The organism is Sporomusa sp., assembly GCF_035561155.1.
Lineage (GTDB): Bacteria > Bacillota > Negativicutes > Sporomusales > Sporomusaceae > Sporomusa.
The window spans coordinates 1-26,708 of sequence record NZ_DATMYD010000154.1; the positions used below are offsets into that span (position 1 = coordinate 1).

The following is a 26,708-nucleotide window of genomic DNA, read 5'->3' on the forward strand; positions in this document are numbered from 1 at the left end:
AATAAAGTGAGACTTAGCTTCAGGTGGGGTTTTAACCCCATCTGAAGTTTAGTCGACCTTATCCAGGGACTTAGCCGCTCTTAACTCCCACTTGTAGAAGATGGGAGTCTTAGAGCGGCTTGGTCATCGGATAAAAAATGCTTTGGACCAGTGTCCAAAGCATTTTTACATCTTTTTTTTACCAGGGTGGGGGGGTCTCAAAGCTAATTACCCGGAATTCGAATTGGCGCTGTTTATAAAAATTAATAATATCAGGCAGGGCTTTTACTGTCTCGCCATGGCCGCGGCCATCATGCATCAGCACAATTGCATGGCTCCATAAATTTTTATTATCCATTTGTGCGGCAATGTTGTTCATAATTCGACTGGCTTTTGCGCTGGAAGCATCACCAGAACTGATATTCCAGCCAACTTCAATATAGCCCAGTTTGTTTAAGCTCTCCCAATATTCTTTGGTAAAGCTTCCGGCCGAACCGCCTGGTGCGCGTGAGATACGCGGTCGTACACTAATTACTTGCTTTACGATTTCATCAGTATGGCGCAATTGGGAAACATAAGTGTTAGCTGATTGATATAGCTCTCGGTATATATGGTTGTAAGAGTGGTTGCCAATAGCATGTCCTTCCTGATATATGCGGCGTAAAATATCTGGATACTTTTCAACCTGATTGCCCACTACAAAGAAAGTTGCCTTTATACCATGACGTTTTAAGATCTCTAGTACAGCAGGAGTATTTTCCGGCTCTGGGCCATCATCAAAGGTAAGGTAAACAACCTTTTGACCATAATAGGGGACCACTTTGGGAACTTCCAATGCTAGTCCTTTTGCCTGTCGCTCTTCCACAGTAAATACATCATAGACCGGTTTACCTGAACTCGGCGGGTTATCGAGGCTTTCATTCATATAGTAGGCATCGGCAGACGTGCCCGGCAAGGTATACTTGACAGTGTCCGGAGGAGATTCCTGATATATGGGTGACCCTGAAGCCGGCACAGGCGAATTGAAATCAGAGAAGGCAAGCAAAGCCAGTGGCGATGATACTAGTAGTGTAAGACACACAACGCCTAAGCTGCATATTGCCTGAAAAAACCACGATTTATGCTTCATTTAGCCGCTCCTGTCTGCGATGGTTTGACAAACTATGTCTAAATCTCGTATATTCTCCGTCGAATGCACTATTCCTGCATGTAAAACTTAGGTAGCTTGGGGATACTATTTCTGAGAGGAGTGTATGCCTATGCCAAGAAACATTATTAAAATTACAGTCCTGGTTATTTTATTAACAATGTCGGCCAATATTGGCTATGCATTTTTAGGATTGCCGGGAACTGACAACCTGGATAACTTAAATTTGGTAGCTGCTACTCAGGTGTTTGATATAAACGGTCAGCTAATTTCTAAGTTATTTGAGGAAAACCGTATTGTAGTAACAATTAACAATATGTCACCCTACGTTCAGCAGGCCATAATAGCAAATGAAGATACCCGGTTTTACAATCATTTTGGTATTGATCCTATTGGTATCGTTCGTGCCATAGTAGTTAATATCCGCCATGGCGGTCTTGTTGAGGGCGGAAGCACGATAACCCAACAACTGGCGAAAAACATGTTTCTTACCCAAGAGCGAACATTAATCCGGAAACTAAAAGAAGCACTGCTAGCCTTAATTATTGAACGCAGGTTTTCTAAGCAAGAAATAATGCAAGCCTACCTAAACCAGGTTTATTTTGGCGAAGGAGCTTATGGTGTAGAGGCAGCTGCCCAAATGTATTTTGGCAAACATGCCAAAGAGCTGTCTTTATCCGAAAGCGCTCTGCTTGCAGGATTACCGCGCGGTCCCAATATCTACTCGCCCTATATTGATATGAAGGCTGCCTTAGATCGCCGGTCAGTTGTACTGGCCGGAATGGTCAAAGAAGGGTACATAACAGAGCAGGAAGCCGAACGGGCCAAAGCTGAGCCCATTAAGGTTGCCGGCAAAAAAAAGCGGGTAGTACAAGCCTCCTATTTTCTTGACTATGTTGCTAATGAATTGGTTGGGCGCTATGGCGCCAACAGAGTATATAAAGGCGGCCTTAAAGTATATACCACTTTAGATATAAAGCAGCAACAGGCTGCCGAGGCTGCGTTAGGTGAGCTGCAAGGAGCCGTACTGGCCCTTGATCCTAAAAATGGGTATATTAAAGCTATGGTGGGTGGGCGTAATTACGAGGAAAGTCAAATAAATCGCGTGTTCGCCGAGGTCCGCCAGCCTGGTTCGGCCTTCAAGCCATTTTTATATGCAGCCGCCCTCAATCAAGGGCTTACTGCCAATGCCATTATTGTTGATGAACCCATTAACATCAATGGGTATTCGCCGGTTAACTATGATAAGAAGTATCGCGGGCCGGTTACCATGAAAAAAGCTTTGCGCTTGTCAGTCAATGTAGCCGCAGTTAAACTCGGACAGCAGGTAGGAATCGACCAAGCGTTAACGCTTGCGAAAACACTAGGTATCACAACATTAACACCCGAAGATAATAATCTGGCTTCAGCTTTAGGCGGCCTAACTCAGGGAGTTAATCTGTGGGAATTGACGACAGCGTACAGTGCTTTTGCTAATAGCGGTGTATTATCTAAGCCTGTGTCTATCCTAAAAGTACTTGATGAAAATGACCAAGTGCTTGAGGAAGGCAGGATAACCCAACAATCGGTACTTAAGCCGGAGACAGCCTACATTCTGACAGATATGCTTAAAGGCGTGATCCAGGATGGTACAGCAACACCAGCCAATCTTGGACGCCCGGCTGCTGGCAAGACAGGCACTACTGACAATTATGAAACAGCCTGGTTTATCGGTTATACTCCAGATATATTAGTAGGCATTTATGTGGGTAATGACAATCGTAAGCCAGTGGGTATTTCTGGTGCTGAGGTTTCGGCATTATGGGGTAAGATGGTTTCCAAGATAGTAGCAAACACACCTCCGACTGATTTCCCTATTCCGTCTAACGTCGTTGCAGGCATCCCTATCTGTACAAACACAGGTAAGCTGGCAGGAAGCGGCTGCAAAGAGACCGAATACAGTGCTTTTATCCAAGGAACCCAACCATTGCCTGAACGTTCTAAGCCGTGGCTGACGCCTGGCACAAAAGAACAAGAGCAGCCGGATCAGCAGGAGCGCAAGCAGCCGTTTTGGAAATGGCCCTGGTCGAGATTGCCGTCATTTTAAACTTGTGGTACAATGTGCTAGTATAGTAAAACAAAGTTTAAGGAGTTAATATTTCTCAGTGGGTACTAAAGCAACTGTCTTAGGCGTTTCTATTGATATTGTAACCATGTCAGAAGCAGTAGCCAAACTCGAACAGTTTATTAAGGGTAAAACACCGCATTTAATTGCTACCGCCAACGCAGAAATGGTTATGTTAGCGCAAGAAGATCAAGAATTAGCCGCAATCCTTAATCAATGTGATTTGGTAGTGCCTGACGGCGCCGGCGTAGTATGGGCGGCACGGCATCAAGGATATACTATGCCGGAGCGAGTCGCTGGCTACGACCTTTCTCAAAACCTGCTGGCCCATGCCGCGAACAAAGGTTACAGCGTTTTTATGTTTGGGAGCCAGACAGCAATTATCGAAAAGGCAAAAAGTGTTGCTTTGGAGCGTTATCCTGGCCTTCGGATTACCGGTATAAGAGATGGCTTTTTCACAACACAGGATGAGCCAGCTATTATCGAATCAATCAGAGCTGCAAAACCTGATATTTTATTAGCAGCTTTGGGGGTTCCCAAGCAGGAGAAGTGGCTAGCGAGAAACTTATCCGACCTCAACGTGCCAGTGTGTATGGGCGTCGGTGGCACTTTTGATGTAATGGCTGGCGCTGTTAAACGCGCACCGCTCTGGATGCAACGCACCAGCTTGGAATGGCTGTTCCGCTTAATCCAGCAGCCGCAGCGAGTAATCAGGATGATGGCTTTGCCCCGTTTTGCTGTTAAAGTCATGCTAGGCAAAAAGTGTTAGACAAAGTAAACCAAGTATATTATACTGATATACTGAACTTGCTTTTTGGTTTGAGTACTTATAGGAGGTTTTCACAGGGAGGTGGATAGATGGTAAAAACTCCTGTTGTCAAAGAAGGATACATATATATTGCTGTACTTGGACTAGTCACTATTATTGCCGCCTTAACCTTTAGCTCTTATTGGGCTATTATTCCCGGAGTATTGACGGCCTTTGTTACCTTCTTTTTCCGCAATCCCAAACGTGATGTGCCAGAGGACGACAACTTGATCGTATCGCCTGCCGACGGCAAAGTAATGGGCGTCTGTGAAGTGTACGACGATCAGTTTCTTAATGAGAAAAGTATCAAGGTCACAATCTTTTTATCTGTGTTTGATGTTCATGTCAATCGTAGCCCTATTAATGGTGAGATTAAGTTTCAGCAATATACTTGCGGTAGATTTAAGCCTGCTTATAAAGAGACGGCAGCTTGCGAAAATGAACGTCACGCTATTGGCTTGGAAAATAGCCAGATGCGTGTATTAGTCACGCAAATCGCTGGTATTCTGGCAAGGCGTATTGTTTCCTGGGTCACCCTGGGCAGTGTCCTTAAGCAGGGTGAACGTTATGGACTGATCAAGTTCGGTTCGTGTACCGAGCTTATTGTGCCAACGACAGTAGACATACTTGTTAAAAAGGGGGATAGAGTTAAAGGCGGAATAACCGTGATAGGGAGGTTAAAGGAAAAGTGAGAAATGCTATTCCTAACATATTAACAGCAGTCAACATAGTGCTCGGCATGTTTGCCATTATATTTACCTTTCAAGGTGAGTTTACCCGTTCAGCGTTATTTATAGTTGCTGCGCTGGTTGCAGACGGTCTGGACGGCCGGGTTGCTCGATACTTTGGTGTAAGTAGTGACTTTGGCAAAGAACTTGATTCATTGTGTGACTTGGTTTCCTTTGGCGTAGCTCCCGCCATTTTAGCATACGCCTTTATGCTCAAAGACTTTGGCATGGCAGGTTATTTCATTGCTGCCGCTTTTGCAACTTGCGGTGCGTTGCGCTTAGCAAGATTTAATGTTAATACTGGTACTGTCAAAGGCTATTTTATGGGATTGCCAATACCTACTGCCGGCTGTGTCGTAGCAACCTTTGTCATGCTGGGCATGAAGCCGTCCGGTTGGATATTTCCCTTAATGGTAGCGATTTTTGCCTACCTGATGGTTAGCACCATCAGGTACCCTGATTTTAAAGGTAAAGGCGGCGAACCAGTTCGCTTAATTCCGGCTGTTATTTCCGTTATTTTAGGCGCATATATTTTGTTCTTAACCCTAAATGCAGTAGTTTTTGTACCGTTTTTTGTTTACTCTCTGTTCGGCATTTTAAATACCCTATTCGGCTTATTTGATCGTCATTCTGCCACTTAAATTTATATTGCCGAATTCTGTTAAAGAGCAGGAAAAATAAACATTTAGCCGAAACATATGCATATTATTTAAAGACAGTTTTTAGGAAAACCGCTCAATAGATCCTATCATCAAACATGTTTGATGATAGGATTTTACAAGGGAGAATCGTCCATGAATTACATTTTTGACTACATAATGATTCCAATGCAACTTATTATTGTGTTTTTCACGTTGTACTATTTTATCATTGCATTTTTCGGAATTTGTAAAAGACATGAAGATAAAATAACGACTCCGAAAAATACATTTGCCATTATAGTTGCTGCGCATAACGAAGAACAAGTAATTGGTCAGTTGGTGGAAAATCTGCATGTGCTTAATTATCCACAGGATCTTTACGACATCTATGTTGTAGCAGACAATTGCAAAGATAGCACAGCCCAGATTGCCAAAAACGCTGGTGCCTTCGTGTACGAGCGTTTTAACCTTGAGCAGCGGGGAAAAGGCTATGCCATGGAATGGATGTTTGAAAAGCTGTTCGCTTTAAAAAAGCAATATGACGCTGTAGTAGTATTTGACGCTGACAATCTTGTTGATCCTAACTTCCTAAGTGAGATGAACAATCGCTTATGCAAGGGAGAAAAGGTCATTCAAGGCTATCTTAATGCGAAAAATCCTAATGATACCTGGATTGCCGCAACCTTCGCCATTTCTTTCTGGGTCGTCAATCATATTTGGCATCTAGCTAAATATAATCTTGGCTTATCAAGCGTCTTAGGCGGAACCGGGATGTGTATTTCTACCGATATCCTGAAAAAGTTTGGCTGGGGAGCCACCTGTCTTACTGAGGATATGGAATTTACCATGAAAACGCTGTTAATCGGTATTCGTACTACTTGGGCGCATGACGCCATAGTATATGATGAAAAACCGCTTACTTTCATGCAATCCTGGAAGCAGCGCAAGCGTTGGGCACAAGGTCACTTTGATGTTGCCGGACGTTATATCCCAAAACTACTAGCCGAGGGAATAAAGAGACGTGATATAAGAATTTTAGATGGCGTACTTCATCTGGTTCAGCCGCATTTTTTGATACTGTCGACAACATTCGTTATATTAAGCTATTTGTACCATATTGTTCCTTTTTATACTAATATTCTCTATATGGTTCTACCTATTGAGGTGTGGACTATCATCGCCATCGGTCAATATATTTTTCCAATCATTATTTTAGCCAAGATCCGCGCTAACTGGAAGACATGGTTATACTTAATTTTTTACCCGCTCTTCGTGTACAGTTGGATACCAATTACTTTCCTAGGATTCCTGCACCGTAATGACCGAAATTGGAGCCACACGGAGCATACTCGCAGTCTTAGCTATCGCGATATGTTACTAAATAATTCGGACGAGTTTACCAAGGAAAACCTCTTAAGTAAGCAAGCTATAAAATAAAGGTGAGTTAACACTCATCTTTTTTTGCATATAGTAAGATGGCCGCGATAATTAACTATTCAAAGTATATTTCTTAGATAGCTGATAAAACCTATTATTCAAGGAGGTATTTAACCATGTATGATTTAACCATTATTGCAGAATTTGAGGCTGCTCATCAGTTGCCTGACTATCCGGGCAAGTGCTGCCGCTTGCATGGTCATAATTGGAAAGTGGAAGTCACGGTTTATGGCCATGAGCTTAACCAGCTTGGTATGATTATGGATTTTAAAGAGCTTAAGGCTGAAGTAGGTAAAGTTATGGATAATCTAGATCACTACTATCTTAATGATCTACCAGAATTCAAAACAATTCCCCCAACTGCAGAAAACATTGCAAAATACATCTATGATACCCTTGCCGCGAACCCTGTCTTTCAGCAGAGTATCAAGGTTCGCTGTGTTCAAGTTTGGGAGTCGCCCCGTTCGGCTGTCAAATACTCTCCTCAGGGGTAAGATATGGCGAATATTGTTGAAGTATTTTCTTCGATTCAGGGTGAGGGGTTATATATCGGAACACGCCAGATATTTGTACGCTTTGCCGGCTGCAATTTAACCTGTGACTATTGTGACACCCCTGATTCCCGCCAGCTATGCGAGTATGCGCTAGTAGAGCGCACACCAGGCAAGCGAAATTTCGATAAAATAGCGAACCCACTTTCTATTGATCATCTAGCGCAGAGAATTAATTCGCTCTTAGCCATAAGACACCATTCGATTAGTCTGACAGGTGGGGAACCGTTGGGTCAAACAGAGACCCTTATAAAGCTGGCACCTAAACTTAATAGCCTGATATATCTTGAGACCAATGGCACTATGTTTGACAAACTTGCCCAAGCGCTGCCGCATATACATATTATCAGTATGGATCTAAAACTGCCGAGTATTGCCGGAAGAGCATACTGGCAGGAACACTATGAATTTTTGCGTCTAGCAGCAACTAAAGAGGTTTTTGTAAAGTTAGTTATCACAGGTCAAACCGGCTGGGATGAATTTAAGCAAGCCATTGATTTAGTAGCTTCAGTCAGCACCAGTATTCCACTCATCCTACAGCCGGTTACTCCGTGTAACGCTTCTACAGCCGTTACGCCGGATGCCATGCTTACTTATCAGGCAGAAGCACTTAGACTGCTTGAAAACGTCAGGGTAATTCCGCAGACCCATAAGTTTATGGGCCAATTATAATTATTGGGAGGCTGTGCCTTGCATATACTTTTGACCAATGACGATGGTATCAATGCACCGGGAATAAAAGCGCTGTGGCTGGAATTGTCCCAGATTGCTAGAATTACTGTAGTCGCGCCAGACAGTGAAAAAAGCGCATCAAGCCAAGCAATTACTGTACATCATCCAATATGGGTCGATAAACATTGTATTGATAACCCCGCTATTTGCGCTTGGCGGGTTGGCGGCACGCCGACTGACTGTGTCAAGGTTGCCTTAGAGGCTCTGCTTACAGATGACCAGCCGGATATTATTGTTTCGGGAATTAATCAGGGTTCAAATCTAGGAACCGATGTACTATATTCAGGTACTGTGAGCGCCGCGATTGAAGGAGCATTGCATGGACTGCCCGCTGTCGCAATGTCGCTGGACAGTTGGCAACCGTTCGATTTCGGACCTGCGGCTAAAATTGCCAGAAAAATTGTTGAAAAAATGGTTATTAATAGTTTGCCGCCTAATACTCTGCTCAATGTCAATGTTCCCGCCCTGAACGAAGACCAGTTCAGGGGAATAGAGGTCACCAAGCTTGGAGTCCGCAGCTACGAAAATACTTTTGAACGCCGCCAGGATCCCAGAGGTCGCACATATTATTGGATGAGCGGCCATGTATCGGAAACTGAAAATGACCCTGACAGCGATATAATTGCCGTAAAAAACGGTAAAGTATCGGTTACACCGATACATTTTGATCTGACCAACTATGGCATAATGAATGTAATGGAGACATGGGAGTTATAAAGTTATACTAGTCCGGCATATTTGGCTGTTATTTGCATAAATTTACAGTAAAAGACTGTTCAGGAGGGAGTACTATGGCCAAAGTTTCCAGACGGACAAGAAACTACCCACAAGCTCCACGTAATACCAATGTGCCTATGGCTATTTTTAAAGGAGTAGCAGTTAGCATAGCTGTATCGCTTGTTTGTGCCGTGTGCCTTTCTCTAATTAGCCTGATATCAGAGAATAGATTTATTGATACTTATCTCGAATATATTATGGTCGCTGTGACTATGACCAGCATTTTTATTGGCAGTGTCTACGCAACCAAGCAGATATCTGGCAAGGGCTTGATTATCGGCTGTGCCGTTGGCATAATCTATGTGCTGTTTTCGATAGGGATAGGCTTTGAGTTGGGCCAGGAACAAATATCGTGGCTCATGCTGGGTAATAAATTTGCCGCTGGCAGTTTGGCTGGAGCACTTGGCGGATTTATTGGCGTAAATTTGTAATTTGAAGTAAAAGATTGGCAGGGATTTTAGCAGTAATCTTGAATGTTTAAATTTAGTATTACTTCTAACTATAAAAGGGAGAAGTGGACAATTTTGTGTCCACTTCGCACTGCTAAAGAAGCTTGCTTACTATGAATGAAAAGCGGACAGGTTGGCATCTTTTTTAAAAGCTGGCAGGCTTAGGGTCTAACTGCCAAAGACCTGGGCAAAAACAGGAGCCTCAAGCCAGGCTCCTGTTTTTCTGGTTACATTAACTCTTTTCAGGAGGCAACATTGAAATTCAAAGGAATTTTATTTGATCTTGATGGTACACTGATTGACACCTCTAATTTGATTATCCGGTCTTTTCAGCACACCTTTGAGCAGCATTATGGAAGGCCGCTTACTCCTCAGGAAGTCTATGCTTTCTTTGGAAAGCCCCTCAGAGCTGCCATGGAGCATTACGGCCCTGATAAGGTTGAAGATTTGATTAAAACCTACCGGGAATTCAACCTAGTTCATCATGACAACCTGACAACTGGTTTTGTCGGCGTAGCTGAGACCATTCAAAAGCTGTATAATGCGGGCATACTAATGGCGATCGTGACATCAAAAACAAAAAGTACGGCTATCAGAGGACTTCGCCTGTTTGACATGGACAAATATTTCCCTATTGTTATCGGCCACGAGGAATGCCTCAAACATAAGCCTGATCCTGAACCGGTACTGCTAGCACTGGAACAAATCAAACTCGCGCCAGCCGAATGCCTGATGGTAGGAGACAGTCCTTTCGACTTGGCAAGTGCGCGCGCAGCAGGGGTGAAAACAGCAGCAGTCCGCTGGACCCAGATAGATTGGGAGAACCTGCTGGCCGAACAGCCCGACTATGTGCTTAATACAATTGAGGATTTGCTTGACATTTGTGTCATAGAAAATAAATAGGCAGGGTGATAAATTATGAAGATTGCCATCATCGGTGGAACAGGTGTATACGACCCACGAATCTTAGACAATATCCGTGAACAGGAGATTGCTACTCCTTACGGCGTGGTGCGCTTTAAAAGTGGCGAATACGCTGGTAAAGAGGTTGCGTTTATTCCGCGTCATGGCAGCAGCCATTCTATCCCACCTCATTTAATCAATTATCGAGCCAATATCTGGGCAATAAAGAAGCTTGGCGTACAAAATATTATTGCGACAACAGCGGTAGGTTCACTTAACCTTGATATGAAGCCAGGAGATTTTGTGCTCATTGACCAGTTTCTTGATTTTGTCAAAAATCGAACAACAACTTTTTATGAAGGTGGCGAACGTGGCGTAGTTCATGTCGATGTAACAACGCCATATTGCCCGGCAGTGCGCAATGTATTAACCGCAGCGGCCAAAGACCTCGGCATTTCCATACATCAGCAGGGAACCTATGTGTGCACCGAAGGCCCACGGTTTGAAACTCCTGCCGAGATTAAGATGTTTGCTAAGTTTGGCGGTGATGTGGTAGGCATGACTAATGTCCCTGAGGTTGTTTTAGCCCGCGAGGCTGAAATGTGTTACGCAACTGTATCTATGGTTACTAACTTTGCCGCTGGCATTTCGCCACAGCCGTTAACCCATCATGAAGTACTGGAAACAATGCAAGTCAATGCCGAAAACATTAAACAGCTCATTATGGCTGCAATATCACGCCTGGATACTGAAACTGACTGTGCCTGCAAGCATGCGTTGGCTGAATATGGTGGCTTTAAACTGTAAGGAGGAATGGTATGCGTTCTGTAGTTTGGTCAAATAACTGTCTAACATTGTTAAATCAGACCTTATTGCCAACAAAGCTTGAATATATCGAGTGTTATGACTGGCGGCGAGCTGCTGAAGCTATTAGACGCCTTGAAGTACGCGGCGCTCCAGCCATCGGGGCTGCTGCTGCTTTTGCCTTGGTACTAGGAGGCCGTGAACTTGCCGGCCTTACCATTAACGAATTTAAGCACAAATTATTTGAGACGGCTGAAGCATTGCGTCAGACTAGGCCGACAGCCGTAAACTTGTTTTGGGCTATTGACCGTATGATGGATGTTATCAATAGGTTACCTGATGACGCCGATTCTGTTGCAGCAATCGCGGCTTTGGAACAGGAATCTATTGCTATTGCTGAAGAAGACCAGGCTGTTAACGAGAAAATGGCGGCATACGGTGCGAGCTTATTTACAACTCCCACATCTGTACTAACTCATTGCAATGCCGGCGCATTAGCTACTGTCGCCCTCGGTACAGCACTGGGGGTTATTCGTAAGGCTTGGGCCCAAGGAAACATTACTGGGGTTTTTGCTGATGAAACCCGGCCGCTTCTTCAGGGTGCCCGGCTGACAGCCTGGGAGCTGATGCAAGATGGCATTCCGGTCACTTTAATTACCGATAATATGGCTGGCTGGGTAATGAAAAATAAGATGGTACAAGCAGTCATCGTCGGCGCTGACCGAATTGCTTTAAACGGTGATGTTGCCAATAAAATTGGAACATACAGCGTAGCTGTACTGGCCAAAGAACATGGCATTCCATTCTATGTAGCTGCACCGGTATCCACTTTTGATTTCAAAATAAGCAGTGGGACCGATATTCCAATAGAAGAACGGTGTGCAACGGAGGTGACCTCTTTAGGCGGCAACTGTGTGGCACCCGCTGGAGTACAGGTGTTTAATCCAGCTTTTGATGTCACACCACATACTATGATATCTGCAATCATCACTGAACATGGCATATTACGGGCCCCATACCAAGAGTCTATCGACCAATTATCTAGGATGCGAAAGTAAGGGAAGGAGATTAAAACTATGGATTCTATTATTCGTGACATTGCCTTAGCCCCTCAGGGGATGGATAAGATTAACTGGGTTAAAGAGTTTATGCCTGTACTCAACGTTTTGAATGAGGAGCTGTCTCAAACAAAGCCTTTAGCCGGCAAAAATCTGGTTATCACCATGCATCTGGAAGCAAAGACTGCCTATCTGGCAATTGTTCTCAAAAACGCCGGGGCTAACGTTACCGTAACCGGCAGTAACCCACTATCAACACAGGACGATGTCGCTGCAGCCTTGGCAGCCCAAGGAGTCAAAGTTTTTGCATGGTACAATACTACCGCCGAAGAATATGAAGATTTTTTACATAAAGCGCTTGATACCAAACCTGATATTATTGTTGATGATGGCGGCGATTTGGTATCTTTATTACATGGCGAGCGGAGTGAATTGTCTGCGAGAATCCTCGGGGGTTCAGAAGAAACAACTACCGGTGTCCTACGGTTACGGGCGTTAGCAGACTCCGGACGGCTAAAATTCCCCATGATAGCGGTTAATGACGCATATTGCAAATACTTATTTGACAATCGTTACGGCACTGGCCAGTCCACCTGGGATGGGATTATGAGAACTACCAACCTTACGGTAACTGGCAAGACAGTGGTGGTTGCCGGTTATGGTTGGTGCGGTAAAGGGGTGGCCATGAGGGCCAAAGGCCTGGGCGCAAACGTAATTGTTACGGAAATTGATCCCATCAAAGCCATTGAAGCTGTATTTGATGGATTTACTGTATTACCGATGCAGGAAGCCGCGTCTCGTGGGGATATTTTTGTTACACTGACAGGCTGTAAAGATGTTATCCGTCGAGAGCACATGGAAATTATGAAACCGGGCGCAATCATGGCTAACGCCGGTCACTTTGACGTCGAAATTAATAAAGAAGACTTGTCAGCGTTAGCTAAAAGTCGTAGAACGGTACGAAAAAATATCGAAGAATTCGTTATGGAAGACGGTCGCAAATTATACCTGCTGGCAGAAGGCCGTTTAGTTAACCTGGCAGCAGGAGACGGGCATCCAACAGAGATTATGGATTTATCCTTCGCGATGCAAACACTGGCAGTTCTCCATATTGCCGGTAAGCACGCTGAATTAGACAATAAAGTATATACTGTAACGGCTGAGATGGACCAGCGAGTCGCCGATCTCAAGCTGAAAGCCATGGGCTTTAGCATTGACCGACTTACCCCTGATCAGGATGAGTATCTCCATAAAGCCTAGTACAAAGCGCAAAGGGGGCATATAAATGGTAAATATAGTACTTAAAGGCGGCGATGTTCTATGCACCGATGGCCAAGTACGACAAGCCGACATTGCCATCACCGGTTCGGTTATTACTCAAATCGGTACGGTAACTGATCAAGCTGAGCGGACCATAGACTGCCAAGATAAGCTCGTAGTTCCTGGTTTTGTTAATACCCATACCCATGCAGCTATGTCACTGTTTCGAAGCTATGCAGACGATATGATGCTCATGGACTGGCTGCGGACAAAGATTTGGCCTGCCGAAGAGAATTTAACATCAGAAGATGTATATTGGGGAACGCTTTTAGCGATTGCCGAAATGCTCAAGACAGGCACAACCTGCTTTGCAGACATGTACTTTTTTATGCCTGAAGTCGCCAAGGCGGTAGCAGAGAGCGGCATTCGCGCTGTATTATCACGCGGGATGGCAGGAGTTGCCCCCACAGCCAATCAAGCGCTGGCTGAAAGCGAAAACTTTTATAAAGAATGGCATTCTGCAGCTAATGGCAGAATTACCGTTATGCTCGGACCACACGCACCATATACTTGCCCACCTGACTATCTTAAAAAAGTTACCGCGTTAGCTGAAAAATTAGGCTCCCAAATACATATACATTTATCAGAAACAGCTGGCGAAGTGGCCGAATGTCAAAAACAATATGGGAAATCACCTATCGCACTGATGGAAGAGCTCGGCGTCCTGGACCACGGTGTTTTAGCCGCCCATTGTGTGCACGTATCTCCTGAAGATATTGCTATTATGAAAGAAAAGAACGTAAGAGTGGCTCACAATCCAGGTAGTAATATGAAATTGGCCAGTGGCGTGGCTCCTGTTCCCGATATGCTTAAGGCTGGAATTTGCGTAGGATTGGGGACTGACGGCGCGGCGAGTAATAACAACCTAGATATGCTTGAAGAGTTGCGCTTAGCCGCAATGCTGCATAAGGTTCATCGTCTTGACCCATTGGCTATTCCTGCAAAAACAGCAGTAGATATGGCTACTGCCCAAGGTGCTAAGGCCTTAGGCCTAGGCAAAATAACTGGCAAATTGGAGACTTCGTACAAAGCAGATATAACTGTCTTTGATATGCGGGAACCACATTGGTATCCGCGCCACGACCGTTTATCCCTTTTGACATATGCAGCCAGTGCTCGCGATGTACATAGTGTAATTGTCGACGGTAAATTACTGCTGGATAATCGCCAGCTGACTACAATAGATGAGGAACGTCTTATGGCTGAAGCTGACCGGAGAGGTATGCGATTAGTTAATCAAACACACACTAAATAAAAATATTTTTTTGTCTTTTTGCCAACAGGAATTGCCTTACTTATATTGAATATTAAAAATTAACATATTTGACCAAATTTCATTATGTAAGGCTATTGGAGGGGCAACAATGTTTGAGCAATCCGAACGTATGCAGGCATTAACTTCAGCCATATTTACGCAAATTGATGATATGCGCAAGACCGAAGTTGCCGCTGGTAAAGACGTTATTACGCTAAGTATAGGCAGTCCTGATATGGCACCAGCGCCACATATTATTGAAGCATTAAAAGACTCTATCGACTGCTGCTTTAACTACGGATATACCTTATCAAAAGGAGTGCCTGACCTCTTAAACGCCATTGCTAACTGGTACCATACTAAATTTGGCGTTGAGCTGAACCCTGAAACTGAAATTCACTCACTTATTGGTTCACAAGATGGCTTAGCTCACATATCCCTGTGCCTAATAAATCCTGGTGATGTGGTACTTATACCAGATCCAGGCTATCCAATTTTTAGCGCCGGTCCGCTTGTTGCCGGCGCCGAACTCTACAAAATGCCGCTGACTCCTAAAAACAACTATCTGCCCGACTTGACAGCCATTGATGAAACCATATTAAAACGGGCCAAAATAATGATTTTGAATTACCCTAATAATCCACTGGCGGCTACAGCACCACGGAGTTTTCTTGAACAGGTTGTCGAGTTTGCTAAGCGTTATAACATCCTTGTTTGTTATGATTTTGCTTATAGCGATCTGGTATTTGACGACTACCGCCCAGACAGCTTTTTATCCATTCCCGGCGCTAAAGATATCGCTATAGAGTTTAATTCTCTGTCAAAGACATATAATATGGCTGGCTGCCGAGTTGGTTATGTCGTAGGTAATGCCCACATAATATCTCTTCTCGGGCGTTTAAAATCCAATTTTGACTATGGAATTTTCTATCCGCTCCAGCGAGCTGCCATAGCTGCCTTGACCGGTTCTCAGAATTGTGTTGCAGAAACTGCAGCAACCTATCAAAGACGCCGTGATATAATTGTTGACGGTTTCTCGGAAATAGGCTGGGAAGTAGACCGGCCTAAGGCTTCTATGTATGTGTGGGCACCAGTTCCCACTAACCAGTCATCCTTTGACTTTACAGTCTCATTATTAAAAAATACCGGAGTAGCTGTTATTCCCGGTAGCGCTTTTGGCGCTTGCGGTGAAGGCTATGTACGTATAGCGTTGGTTCAGCCTGAGCAAAGGCTGTCCGAAGCTGTAACTAGAATAAAAAAATGGCTAAAACCATAATAAATAGGAGGATTTTGGGATGAGGGCATTGAATTTTTATTCGTCTAACTATCACAGCCAATTGGTTTGTCGCCGCAAAATATGTACGATTAGGCTAGGGGATAAGACCAATAAATATTCAGAAGGCGATATTGTATGGGTAACTGTAGGCAAACGCTTTTCCCAAAAGAAACGAATATTTACTGCAGCTATTGACCGAGTTCTGGTCAAGCCTATTTCACAATTGACACTGGATGATTTACAAGGAGAGAACCCGGATCTTACCAGCATCGATGAACTGTTAGTCTTTTTGCAGTCTATTTATGATAAGACTTTGATCAGCAGTGATATTGTAACTGTAGTATATTTTTCGGAAATCATTGAATAGCTGGTATAATATAATTTTAATATAAAAGGAGTGCATTTCCATGTCTAAACCAATTCCTGTAGGTATTTCTGCCCGCCATTTGCATGTATCCCGTGAACACCTTGATATCTTATTTGGTGAAGGATATCAACTCACTGTAAAAAAAGATCTGTCCCAGCCTGGTCAGTTTGCCTGCGAAGAGCAAGTTGATTTAGTTACTGAAAAAGGTTCTTTCAAAAAAGTTCGTATTCTTGGACCTGAGCGCAAACAAACCCAAATTGAAATCGCTCTGACTGATGCTCTCAAGCTTGGTATTAATCCGCCTGTTCGTGATTCCGGCGATTTAAAAGGTTCACCTGGATTGACTCTGGTTGGCCCTAAAGGCGAAGTAAAACTAGAGGAAGGCGTTATTGCTGCTTGTCGCCATATTCATATGACGACTGCCGATGCTGCCGAATTAGGCTTAAAAGATAAAGATATTGTGAAAGTTCGCTATAATGGCGAGCGGGGCCTTATTTACGATAATGTTTTAGCTAGAGTAAGTGACAGCTTCCAGCTTGAGTGTCACCTTGATACAGATGAAGGTAACGCCGCCAAGATTAATACTGGTAACACGGTTGAAATTGTAAAATAGAAATACTTTTTAATTGACCCCGTGTTGTAAGACATGGGGTTGACTTTTTTGTATACTGGATATAATGTTCCTATGTGAAAAAAGGAGGGAACCATATGCCAAGACCAGTTTTCAACGAGGAGCGGTGCAAGGGATGTGAACTGTGCACAGTAGCATGTCCACACAAAATAGTAGTTCTCGCCAACAGGTTTAACAGCAAAGGTTACCGACCGGCTACTTGTATTGACGAATCTAAATGTGTTGGGTGCGCTCTCTGTGCCAAGACCTGTCCGGATGTTGTCATTGAGATTCATAAGGACAAAGGAGAGTGATTCTAGTGGCAGAAAAGATATTAATGAAAGGCAATGAGGCTATTGGTGAAGCCGCTATTGTTGCCGGTTGCCGTCATTATTTTGGCTATCCAATAACACCGCAAACTGAATTAACTGAGTACATGTCCAAACGTATGCCTCAAATTAATGGAGTATTTCTGCAGGCAGAAAGCGAAGTTGCTGCCATTAACATGGTATACGGCGCCGCGGGTGCCGGAGCTAGGGTAATGACCTCGTCTTCAAGTCCTGGAATAAGCTTAAAAATGGAAGGCATTTCCTATATTGCCGGTGCCGAGCTTCCCTGCGTTATTGTAAATATCATGCGTGGTGGCCCTGGTTTAGGGGGCATCCAGCCAGCTCAGTCTGATTATTTCCAAGCGACTAAAGGCGGCGGCCATGGTGACTATCGGAACATAGTGCTCGCGCCTAACTCAGTCCAGGAAATGGTTGATACAACAATCCTGGCCTTTGATCTTGCAGATATATATCGCAACCCGGTTATGCTGCTGGGTGATGGAGCATTAGGCCAAATGATGGAACCGGTAGAGTTTAGTCCTAGCGATGCTAAACCGATTCCCAAACCTTGGGCTGCAACAGGCCTTAGAGGACGTAGTGAACCTAATATTGTAAATTCACTTCATCTCCAGCCTGAGAAATTGGAATTACACAATATCCATCTGCAGCAAAAATATGCCGAAATTACCGCCAATGAAGTACGTTATGAAGAATTATACACCGAAGACGCTGAACTTGTACTCATAGCCTATGGTATTACTTCACGTATCGCTCGTTCGTCCATGGAAAAAGCGCGTAGCGAAGGCATGAAAGTTGGTATGCTACGTCCAATTACGCTGTGGCCGTTTCCAGAAAAACCTCTTGCCGCTTTAGCTGGCAAGGCCGCTGCATTCCTTACCCTAGAGCTCAGTACTGGTCAAATGATCGAAGATGTCCGCTTAGCTGTTAACGGAGCTAAACCCGTGCACTTCTATGGACGTTCAGGGGGTATGATCCCTAGCACCAAAGCAGTATATGAGCAGATTGTCAATATATTCAAGGGTAAGGAGGCCAGATAATCATGGCTGAAAAAATCTTTTCCAGGCCCAAGGGGCTAAAAGATGTTCCCTTTCACTACTGCCCAGGCTGCCATCACGGTATTATTCATCGTCTGGTTGCTGAAGTACTTGATGAGCTTGATGTACGTGATAAAGCGATAGGCGTGGCGCCTGTTGGTTGCTCAGTACTGGCTTATGAATATTTTAACTTTGATGCATTTGAAGCTGCCCATGGCCGCGCGCCAGCAGTAGCTACTGGGGTAAAGCGTGTTCATCCTGATGCCGTTGTTTTTACTTATCAAGGGGACGGCGACTTAGCAGCCATTGGCTGCGCTGAGATTGTCCACGCTGCGGCCAGAGGTGAGAAAATCACTACTATTTTTGTCAATAACGCTATTTACGGCATGACTGGTGGTCAAATGGCGCCTACAACCTTAATCGGTCAAGTAACTAATACCTCACCTTACGGTCGAAACGCCGACTCTACCGGTTATCCAATTAAAGTTTCGGAGATGTTAGCTACTCTTGAAGGTGCCAAGTTTATCGCCCGTGTAGCCATTAATACTCCTGGCAACATGGTTAAAGCCAAGGCTGCTATCAAAAAGGCTTTTGAATTGCAAATTAAAGGCGAAGGCTTTGGCTTAGTTGAAATCTTGTCAACCTGTCCGACTAACTGGGGTATGAGTCCTGTCGAAGCTGCTAAATGGCTTGAAGAGGATATGATTCCCTATTACCCGTTAGGTGTCTATAAAACATCGGAGGGGGTAGCGAAATGACCCACGAAATAATCATGGCGGGCTTTGGTGGTCAAGGCGTAATGCTCATGGGCCAGCTATTAACCTATGCCGGTATGATTGAGAACAAGCAAGTATCGTGGATTCCATCTTATGGCCCTGAAATGCGGGGCGGCACCGCTAACTGCTCAGTTATTATTTCCGATGAACCTATCGGTGCGCCAATTGTCTCTGAGCCTAATCTGGTAATTGCCATGAATTTGCCATCACTTGATAAATTTGAACCATTACTTCAGCCAGGCGGCATACTTATAATCAATAGTTCACTGATTGAGCGTGGGGCCAAACGTACAGACATTACAGCTTACCAGATTCCCGCTAATGAAATCGCCGCTGAACTTGGCAACACCAAAACAGCCAATATGGTTATCGTAGGATCGCTCATCGGCGCGGCTGAAGTGGTATCTGCTGATGCTGTGTTAAAAGCCTTCGCCAAAATGTTTGCTAAAAAGCCTGAACTTCTGGCAATCAATGAAAGCGCCATCCGCCGTGGTATGAAATATATAAAAGGCGAAATTTAGATTGTTGGGAACTGCCCGGAGATAAACTGGGCAGTTCTTTATTTGATAATTAATTACCAGACAAGGGGAAGGATTTCGGATGAAAATAGCGAACTTTTATTAAATATTCAAAAATTAGAGTGAGATGATTGCTGGAATGGATAGCACCCTAATGTATATAGATATGATAAATACCGTTGTCAATGCGAAACCGTCAGCACTTATCACTGTAAATGCAACCGGTATTATTTCCTATATTCATATGACGGGCCGGTCACAAGTTTCACTGGCACCTTTAATAGGTAAACGCTTTTTAAAGCTTCTGCGCCTGGTATTTGACATGCACAATTGCCTGCTAATTTGCGACTCCGTTAGTACTTGCCAAACATCTCAGCAACAAACGGCAATTAGCCAGTTCAAACATATCTCAAGCCGAAATCTGACCGAGTACTTTGATTGTACTTTTGCTCCAGGACCGGAACAGAGTGTTATTATCTTTTTTCAGAACGTTACGGAGACAGTGCTGTTCCAGGAGGAATTATTTAGCATTACTGAACAACATGAGGCTCTGAACCAAGATTTATGTGTGTCCATGGCTAAACTCGACTTTCATTTAATGGATTTGGAACACGCTCATAAAAAATTATCTGCTTTATATCGAATAACCGCTATCGTTCAAAAAACTGTGAATGAGCAGGAAGTGTTAGAAGAAATATTGGATGGAATAACCCGTGAATTGGGTTATATTAATGCAGCCATATTCTTACTTGAGCCGAACTCGCAGGAGCTAATCAACAAAGCCCATCGCGGCTATAATGATAGTATTCGGATACCACTAGGCCAAGGAGTAACTGGGTATGCCGCCTTACACCGTGAGCTTGTCTATATCCCTGATATAACTCTTGATTCACGATATATTCCTGGTACAACAAACGGCTTTAGTGAGGTTGCTATACCCCTTATTGTTAATGACCAAGTGATTGGCGTGCTGGATGTAGAAACATCGGAAGAACAAGCGCTCAAAGCCTATGATCTTGATTTACTTCGCTCGCTAGCCAGTCAAATTGCCATAACCATCGCCCATGCTAATCACGTAAACCAAGCTTGTATTGACGCTTCAACAGACGGCTTAACAAGCCTTTATAATTACCGGCACTTCCGTATTATGCTTCAGCAGGAGTTAAAACGAGCAACCCGCTATAAATGGCCACTTTGTCTACTAATGATTGATATTGACTATTTTAAGCACTATAATGATATTAACGGACATTTATATGGCGATGACGCACTCAAAGCTGTTGCCGAGCTTGTTCGCCAGTACTGCCGGGACACCGATTTTGTATTTCGTTATGGCGGCGAAGAGTTTATGGTATTGCTCCCGGAAACCAACGTAACGCAAGCCCACATAATTGCTGAACGAATAAGGAAGGCTATTGCTGAATATCCGTTTCAGAACAGCAATAACCAGCCTGGCGGAGCGTTAACAGTCAGTATTGGTATAGCAGGCTATCCTGACAATGCCGATTCAGAATCTGAACTTATTGATGCCGCTGATACCGCACTCTATTCTGCCAAACGCTCAACCAGGAATCGTAGTTGTTTATACAGCACTAATAATTAGTTAGTATTAAGTCACAAAACGCAGCAAGGGAACTTCCAAGAAAAAGAATGTTATACGGTGGTGTCAAAAGTGACTCATGAAATATTAGGTGATTTTAAAGCGTATTCCTTGGCTGGTACAGACCAGGAAGTACGATTTATTACCAGTGTCCTTAATTTAAGAACTGGTGAGTCTATTTTAGATTTATATTGTGGTTACGGACGCCACGCCATAGAACTGGCTAAACAAGGGTTTAACGTTACCGGTGTCGATGCTACTCAGGATTTTTTGGATATTGCAGTGCAGAAAGCGCAAGAAGCCTCAGTCAACGTTACCTTCCAGCAGCAGGACATGCGAGAACTTAATTACGACCAGCAGTTCGCGTCCGTAATTAACATGTTTGCCGCATTTGGTTATTTTACGGATGATGAAAACGCTAATATTATTAAACTTATTGCTAAAGCTTTAAAACCCCGCGGTCTATTCCTGATCGACTTGTTAAACAGAGATTGGATGGTGCGTAATAACTTAAACCGATATTGGCGGCATCCCAGTGGTGAATATGTTCTCTCGTATAAGGTGCAATTAGAAAATGGGATTGCGACGATGAAACGACAACTTATCAACCAGGTTACTGGCACAAAAATTCAATACGATTTTATTTTACGAGCGTATTCTCTTCCCGAGATGGCTAATATATTTAGCAATAGCGGGCTATCAATTATAGAAACTTACGGCGGCTTTGATGGGCGTTCCTATAGCTCAGAAACTCCGCGTATGATAATTCTTGCAAAAAAAATATAACTAGCTTAAAAAGAGACTAATAGTCTCTTTTTTTATGCTTTAATTATCACCTTTCGCTGCTCTTTCATAACATAATAGAGGATGGAATGTGCGAGGTGAAATAGCAATGCTTGTCACCATCAATAAGCTACAGCGCGGCTTTCGGCCAAGAATAGGGTTGGCTTTAAGCGGCGGCGGGTTAAGAGGTACCGCACATATCGGAGTACTTAAAGCGCTGACTGACCATAACATACCTGTTGATTATATTTCCGGTACCAGTGCTGGCGCAATAGTGGCAACAATGTACGCTTGCGGTTACTCTCCGCCACAAATGCAGTCTATTATCCACGATATCGATATTCATGATTTAGTCGATCTGAAAGTAACTTCCTCAGATTTATTTAAACATGGTTTTAAGTGGCTAATGAGCGGAAAATTTCGTTTTTGGTCGGTGTTACCTACCGGGTTGTTAAAAGGGGATAAGATTGAAGAATTCTTGGAAAAATTATGGCACCAGCGAACAGTTCGTGATACAAAAATCCCTTTGGCAATCACTGCAGTCGATATAACTTCAGCAGATACCGTTTTTTTTACATCTCCGTTGCCAGCCAATAGAGTTATCCCTAATGCTAGGTACTATCATAATGCTTTGTTGTATGAAGCCGTACGGTCTAGTATTTCTATACCTGGAGTTTTTTTCCCAAAGAAATACCGCGGAATGACATTAGTAGACGGGGCTGTAAAAAACAATCTGCCCACAGATATCTTAAATCATATGGGTGCTGATAAGATTATTGCTGTTGATTTAGGCTATTCAGGCCAACCTAACTATGAAACTAACTCTGTTGGTGAAATACTTATGCAATGTATTGAAATTATGGGCAGGGAAGTTACATTAATTAAATCTGAGCAGTATGCAGATGTAATTATCAGGCCTCAGACGTATGATTTAAATCATAAAAATTTAAAACAAGCCAATGAATTTATTAAACGTGGTTATCATGCCGCAATTGACAAAATGAGTGAAATTAAAGATTTACTATAATTAAGCTATAGTTGCCTGCTGATTTTGCCCTGCATATCATACATTAGTCTGATGTATGATATGCAGGGCAAGGGGGCACGGAAATGAATAAAAGAGACATACCGGGAATATTTCGTCAACTTTTAAAATTGGATGCTCACGATAATAATATAGTCGGTGTTGGTCAAGGCCACAAATATGTCCGCGGTGAAAATACAGGACAGGAAGCCCTAACAATATTAGTTAAAAAAAAGTATCCATACTCTAAATTACGAAATGGTGCAGCGCTGCCAAGAATAATGAATAATACGCCAACTGATATAATAGAAGTTGGCGATATTCGACTACTAGGTGAGCGGATGGAGTACCACCGTCCGGCCCAACCAGGAATGAGCCTTGGGCATTATAAAATTTCGGCCGGGACCTTTGGTGCAGTTGTTAAAGACAAAGATACCGGCGAATTACTTATATTATCCAATAATCATGTATTGGCGAATATTACTGACGGTAGTGACGGGCGCGCCACTATCGGTGATCCCATCATCCAACCGGGAATATATGATGGCGGCAAAATAGAAGAATGCACCATTGCTCATCTACACCGGTTCGTGCCGTTATATCGTGAAACAGCCTCGCCACACTGTAAAATAGCCAGAACTTTTGAGATGCTGCTTAATAAGTGTATTCATATTCTCCGCCCGCAGTATCAAGTCCAGGTAGTGCGTGAAAGTGAAAAAGTTAATCTTGTGGATTGTGCCGTAGCAATCCCAATAAATTCAGAGGCCATCAGTGCAGAGATTTTAGAATTCGGTGTCGTCACTGGGATAAAAGAACCGACACTCGGTTTAGCTATTAAAAAAAGTGGTCGGACTACCGGCATCACTCATAGTCAGGTGCTAGCGACTAATGTAACATTTAAAGTCAGTATGAACACCCAAGAATATGGGGTATTTAGTGATCAAGTTCTTGCAGGACCAATGAGTATGCCTGGAGACAGTGGTTCTTTAATTTTAACTAACGATAATTATGCCGTAGGCCTATTATTTGCCGGTTCAGAACAAGCAACAATGTTTAACAATATTACACACGTACTTGATAAGTTGAACATCACTCTGTAGATTCAATATTAAAATTAAAAACCCAGGATACATTCCTGGGTTTTTTAAAGTAGCACGATATTTAAGTATTTTGGTATTGACCATTATATAATCTGCTATTATTAAAATTTGGCTGGCTTCTTCTATTAGGCTTTACATTAAAGGTCCTCTTATTACCAGCGCTTTGCTCTTGTCCAGCTGGGTTGTACCAGCCACGTTCTTGCATAACTTTAAACAAAGTATAAGCATTTTCATGTTCATCATGTTGGAATTCTTCCACCGCATTATGGACGGTTATATTAATAGATTCCATTATTGCATGTTCATACAAATGTGAGAGGTGCTTTTCGGTATTTATTAAATCAACCATCATATCACGGTCAGAAAGTCTATTACGGCTAGTTGTTGTGTTATTGCCATAGCGTCTATTATGACTCATTAAATCACCTCATTACAAGTAATTTTATTGATATTGTTCTATAGACTGACCTGTTAGCTGCTTCAACCTATCAGCGTGCTGACGCTTATTTTTAGAGATATTAAATAATAAATTTTTAAGCTCGTTATCCTGGCACTGGTCTGCATACACACTATATTTAGTCAATGCTAGGTTCTCCATTTGTAAAGCATCTTGTAAATAATTTTTTTCTTTCTGGGTAAGCTGCTGGGAATAATTTTTTCCGTAGTAAGCCAATTTTTTCACCTCCGTAAATAAATAACTTGTTAGCTGGGAAAAATCATATCTTCGTTGAGCTCATATTTAGTCTTCAAAGTATTTTGTTTTGATTGATCTAAGTTAGCAGGAGAGGCAATATCTGATGAGATTTCATAATTATAGCCTTCAGTCTTTTTGCTAGCTTGTTCCGAGCTTGACTTTTCACTTTTTTCATTATTAAACATACCAAGTATTTTCATATAAACACCACCAAACCTGATTTTATGGAACAGTTACTAATCATCAATATCATGCGTTTCGCTATCATGATTATGAGCATATGCGTTGGTAGAATTCGTATTATTACTTTGAGTACTGCTGTTTTTTTCCTGTTTAGAATTAGTTTTATTAAAGCTAGTTAATTCTTCGGCAAAATCATACAAGCTATTGGTCGAACTAGATCTGTAGGATGATTTTAACATAATGACCACCTTCCTTTATTCCGAAGCCTCCTCAACTTTAAGTTTAGTATTTTATTTATGACATTCTGTTATTCTGGATAGTGTTGAAAACAACCTGGAAATATATTGCTCTATTGCGATTTCGTTGCGATCAATCGCAACGAAATCGCAATAGAGCAATCGGATGTGTTGGGGCAACTACGAATCAATGCAAATAGGAGAGAGTGAATTTTTAAAGCAAAAAAGAGACTAGATAGGGGAATTTGCGTTCTTCTCTAGTCTTTACCTCCTGGAGTCTCCACGTAAGCCTTAAGAGCATCAATTAGAGAGCCGAACCCATTGGGTGAGAGCTAGAAGAACAGAGAAGAAAGGGGATAGGATACCGAATAGGGGAGTCCCATAAGATACCCCGGGCGTTATCCCCTGTGCAGTCTCATTAAAGGGATTTATCTCAGCCTTGTTGAACTACTAGACAAATTGAAGGCCTGTATGAGGTTTTATTCTGTTTTTTCACTAACTATTTAGGGGGAAGCGTTGCATGGTAAAATATCCCCAAATTGGATGTGGAGGTTTTGTCTTTCTAGGTATGCTATTTCTATGGATGACGTCTCATGATAGTCCTGCTCATGGTAGTTTTCAAGACAGGGCAGATTATCTGTTTGGAGTTGGAATACTATTAATTATCTTAATTGTTACAATTATTGTTTGTTTTCGAAAAAGAAGAACCTCAACGATATTAAACTTTAAACACAGGCAGGAAATCAAAGCTACCATAGATTATGAATTCGGATTATTGCAAACCATACCTGAAATTGAGTACAAAATAGTCCAAATAGATGATAGATGGATTGATTGGAAAAAAGCATCATGTCATTTTTCTTCAAATTTGAGTAATTTGGAAATTGGAGAATATTACGATACTCAATTTAAAAGAAATGGCTGGAAGTTTTACGATATATCAGACTGTTGGAATACAAAGGGTTATGTATCGACTATCTATAAAAAGGATTTGTATTTTGCAAAAATTTCGGTTGTAAAATCTCAGCTAGGAACTTTATATTATGTAAGCATAGAATGGGCAGGCGGAAACTCCCCTTCCGATGGATATAATTAAAGAGTAAAGGGGTTGCTATAATGCCACATATTAAAGTATTAAGGTTACATAATACCAATAATTCAGGTTTCAACAATAATCGTTAAACCAAGCCCCAAAACAGCATTTCAATCCAATGCGGATAAACACCTAGCAAACCCACGGCAACGAAGTTCGTCGCTCTACCATAGCCCCGTAAAGTTATAAGCACGTCTGACAACAGTTATAATGTTTAGAGCGGAAGAAAACTGGCGTGATGTGATGATTGAATTGTATATATTTTTGGAATTATCATAATCGTTTTCTGTAACGTTTGGCAGTTAATTCCAAAGACATACGGCTTTTATGCCTCTCTCCAGCTTAACTTTACATAATAGATATTATCGGAC

The 26,708-nt window shown here is 42.8% G+C and carries 30 protein-coding genes; 26 read left to right on the top strand and 4 right to left on the bottom strand.

Translation table 11 applies throughout. The features are described 5' to 3' along the window. Positions 1-178: 178 nt before the first annotated feature. A complete protein-coding gene (locus VN447_RS21015) occupies positions 179-1,108 on the bottom strand; it encodes a polysaccharide deacetylase family protein (protein ID WP_325528001.1) in 930 nt (309 codons plus the stop codon). Positions 1,109-1,238: 130 nt separating this feature from the next. Between VN447_RS21015 and VN447_RS21020 the strand changes: the two genes are divergently transcribed. From VN447_RS21020 to VN447_RS21140, 25 genes are all read left to right on the top strand, one after another. Continuing rightward, positions 1,239-3,212: a PBP1A family penicillin-binding protein gene (locus VN447_RS21020; protein ID WP_325528003.1), complete on the top strand. Its 1,974-nt coding sequence runs from the start codon at positions 1,239-1,241 to the stop codon at positions 3,210-3,212. A gap of 58 nt (positions 3,213-3,270) precedes the next feature. After that, complete coding sequence (locus VN447_RS21025) at positions 3,271-3,999, top strand: WecB/TagA/CpsF family glycosyltransferase (RefSeq protein WP_414714933.1); 729 nt, start codon at positions 3,271-3,273, stop codon at positions 3,997-3,999. Between the two features lie 89 nt (positions 4,000-4,088). Continuing rightward, on the top strand, positions 4,089-4,730 hold the full coding sequence (locus VN447_RS21030; protein WP_325528005.1) for a phosphatidylserine decarboxylase family protein: 642 nt from the start codon (positions 4,089-4,091) through the stop codon (positions 4,728-4,730). Further along, a complete protein-coding gene (pssA, locus tag VN447_RS21035) occupies positions 4,727-5,407 on the top strand; it encodes a CDP-diacylglycerol--serine O-phosphatidyltransferase (protein ID WP_325528007.1) in 681 nt (226 codons plus the stop codon). Before VN447_RS21030 ends, pssA begins: the two co-directional genes overlap by 4 nt. A gap of 153 nt (positions 5,408-5,560) precedes the next feature. Continuing rightward, entirely contained in the window at positions 5,561-6,844 is a 1,284-nt protein-coding gene (locus VN447_RS21040) for a glycosyltransferase family 2 protein (RefSeq protein WP_325528009.1), read from the top strand. Between the two features lie 116 nt (positions 6,845-6,960). Then, on the top strand, positions 6,961-7,338 hold the full coding sequence (queD, locus tag VN447_RS21045; RefSeq protein ID WP_325528011.1) for a 6-carboxytetrahydropterin synthase QueD: 378 nt from the start codon (positions 6,961-6,963) through the stop codon (positions 7,336-7,338). Positions 7,339-7,341: 3 nt separating this feature from the next. Continuing rightward, the gene (locus VN447_RS21050) at positions 7,342-8,067 is read left to right on the top strand and encodes a 7-carboxy-7-deazaguanine synthase QueE (protein WP_325528013.1); all 726 of its coding nucleotides are present in this window, start codon (positions 7,342-7,344) and stop codon (positions 8,065-8,067) included. 18 nt (positions 8,068-8,085) lie between these two features. Continuing rightward, the gene (gene surE, locus VN447_RS21055; protein WP_325528015.1) at positions 8,086-8,844 is read left to right on the top strand and encodes a 5'/3'-nucleotidase SurE; all 759 of its coding nucleotides are present in this window, start codon (positions 8,086-8,088) and stop codon (positions 8,842-8,844) included. Between the two features lie 74 nt (positions 8,845-8,918). Further along, positions 8,919-9,335: a TIGR04086 family membrane protein gene (locus tag VN447_RS21060; protein WP_325528017.1), complete on the top strand. Its 417-nt coding sequence runs from the start codon at positions 8,919-8,921 to the stop codon at positions 9,333-9,335. 273 nt (positions 9,336-9,608) lie between these two features. Further along, positions 9,609-10,256, top strand: coding sequence for a pyrophosphatase PpaX (gene ppaX / locus VN447_RS21065; protein ID WP_325528019.1), 648 nt, complete (start codon positions 9,609-9,611; stop codon positions 10,254-10,256). Positions 10,257-10,271: 15 nt separating this feature from the next. Next, complete coding sequence (mtnP, locus tag VN447_RS21070) at positions 10,272-11,063, top strand: S-methyl-5'-thioadenosine phosphorylase (protein WP_325528021.1); 792 nt, start codon at positions 10,272-10,274, stop codon at positions 11,061-11,063. A gap of 11 nt (positions 11,064-11,074) precedes the next feature. Beyond that, positions 11,075-12,118: an S-methyl-5-thioribose-1-phosphate isomerase gene (gene mtnA / locus VN447_RS21075; RefSeq protein WP_325528023.1), complete on the top strand. Its 1,044-nt coding sequence runs from the start codon at positions 11,075-11,077 to the stop codon at positions 12,116-12,118. A gap of 18 nt (positions 12,119-12,136) precedes the next feature. Beyond that, positions 12,137-13,378, top strand: coding sequence for an adenosylhomocysteinase (locus tag VN447_RS21080; protein ID WP_325528025.1), 1,242 nt, complete (start codon positions 12,137-12,139; stop codon positions 13,376-13,378). 25 nt (positions 13,379-13,403) lie between these two features. Continuing rightward, positions 13,404-14,693, top strand: a complete 1,290-nt coding sequence (locus tag VN447_RS21085) for an amidohydrolase (protein WP_325528027.1) — start codon at positions 13,404-13,406, stop codon at positions 14,691-14,693. A gap of 109 nt (positions 14,694-14,802) precedes the next feature. Further along, complete coding sequence (locus VN447_RS21090) at positions 14,803-15,969, top strand: aminotransferase class I/II-fold pyridoxal phosphate-dependent enzyme (RefSeq protein WP_325528029.1); 1,167 nt, start codon at positions 14,803-14,805, stop codon at positions 15,967-15,969. Between the two features lie 19 nt (positions 15,970-15,988). Further along, positions 15,989-16,336 carry an ASCH domain-containing protein gene (locus VN447_RS21095; RefSeq protein ID WP_325528031.1) on the top strand — a complete coding sequence of 116 codons (348 nt, stop codon included), beginning with the start codon at positions 15,989-15,991 and terminating at the stop codon, positions 16,334-16,336. A gap of 40 nt (positions 16,337-16,376) precedes the next feature. Next, a complete protein-coding gene (gene pduL, locus VN447_RS21100) occupies positions 16,377-16,949 on the top strand; it encodes a phosphate propanoyltransferase (protein WP_325528033.1) in 573 nt (190 codons plus the stop codon). A 95-nt stretch (positions 16,950-17,044) separates the two neighbouring features. Continuing rightward, positions 17,045-17,260, top strand: a complete 216-nt coding sequence (locus VN447_RS21105; RefSeq protein ID WP_325528035.1) for a 4Fe-4S binding protein — start codon at positions 17,045-17,047, stop codon at positions 17,258-17,260. 5 nt (positions 17,261-17,265) lie between these two features. Further along, positions 17,266-18,333, top strand: a complete 1,068-nt coding sequence (locus VN447_RS21110) for a 3-methyl-2-oxobutanoate dehydrogenase subunit VorB (RefSeq protein ID WP_325528037.1) — start codon at positions 17,266-17,268, stop codon at positions 18,331-18,333. Between the two features lie 2 nt (positions 18,334-18,335). Continuing rightward, positions 18,336-19,088 (top strand): thiamine pyrophosphate-dependent enzyme, encoded by a 753-nt coding sequence (locus VN447_RS21115; RefSeq protein WP_325528039.1) that lies wholly within the window; start codon positions 18,336-18,338, stop codon positions 19,086-19,088. Then, positions 19,085-19,627 carry a 2-oxoacid:acceptor oxidoreductase family protein gene (locus VN447_RS21120; protein WP_325528041.1) on the top strand — a complete coding sequence of 181 codons (543 nt, stop codon included), beginning with the start codon at positions 19,085-19,087 and terminating at the stop codon, positions 19,625-19,627. Before VN447_RS21115 ends, VN447_RS21120 begins: the two co-directional genes overlap by 4 nt. A gap of 151 nt (positions 19,628-19,778) precedes the next feature. Then, positions 19,779-21,227 (top strand): sensor domain-containing diguanylate cyclase, encoded by a 1,449-nt coding sequence (locus VN447_RS21125; RefSeq protein ID WP_325528042.1) that lies wholly within the window; start codon positions 19,779-19,781, stop codon positions 21,225-21,227. A 69-nt stretch (positions 21,228-21,296) separates the two neighbouring features. After that, positions 21,297-22,010 (top strand): class I SAM-dependent methyltransferase, encoded by a 714-nt coding sequence (locus VN447_RS21130; RefSeq protein ID WP_325528044.1) that lies wholly within the window; start codon positions 21,297-21,299, stop codon positions 22,008-22,010. An 88-nt stretch (positions 22,011-22,098) separates the two neighbouring features. Beyond that, complete coding sequence (locus VN447_RS21135) at positions 22,099-23,034, top strand: patatin-like phospholipase family protein (RefSeq protein ID WP_325528046.1); 936 nt, start codon at positions 22,099-22,101, stop codon at positions 23,032-23,034. Between the two features lie 83 nt (positions 23,035-23,117). Further along, the gene (locus VN447_RS21140; protein ID WP_325528048.1) at positions 23,118-24,131 is read left to right on the top strand and encodes a hypothetical protein; all 1,014 of its coding nucleotides are present in this window, start codon (positions 23,118-23,120) and stop codon (positions 24,129-24,131) included. A 61-nt stretch (positions 24,132-24,192) separates the two neighbouring features. Here the strand turns inward: VN447_RS21140 and VN447_RS21145 are convergent, their stop codons facing one another. From VN447_RS21145 to VN447_RS21155, 3 genes are read right to left on the bottom strand one after another with little or no spacing between them, the layout of a single operon-like run. Then, on the bottom strand, positions 24,193-24,549 hold the full coding sequence (locus VN447_RS21145; protein ID WP_325528049.1) for a spore coat protein: 357 nt from the start codon (positions 24,547-24,549) through the stop codon (positions 24,193-24,195). 24 nt (positions 24,550-24,573) lie between these two features. Next, positions 24,574-24,804, bottom strand: coding sequence for a ferritin-like domain-containing protein (locus VN447_RS21150; protein WP_325528051.1), 231 nt, complete (start codon positions 24,802-24,804; stop codon positions 24,574-24,576). 29 nt (positions 24,805-24,833) lie between these two features. Then, complete coding sequence (locus VN447_RS21155; RefSeq protein WP_325528053.1) at positions 24,834-25,025, bottom strand: hypothetical protein; 192 nt, start codon at positions 25,023-25,025, stop codon at positions 24,834-24,836. A 739-nt stretch (positions 25,026-25,764) separates the two neighbouring features. On the opposite strand from VN447_RS21155, the gene VN447_RS21160 reads away from it, so the two are divergent. After that, positions 25,765-26,340: a hypothetical protein gene (locus VN447_RS21160; protein ID WP_325528055.1), complete on the top strand. Its 576-nt coding sequence runs from the start codon at positions 25,765-25,767 to the stop codon at positions 26,338-26,340. Positions 26,341-26,708: the final 368 nt, after the last annotated feature.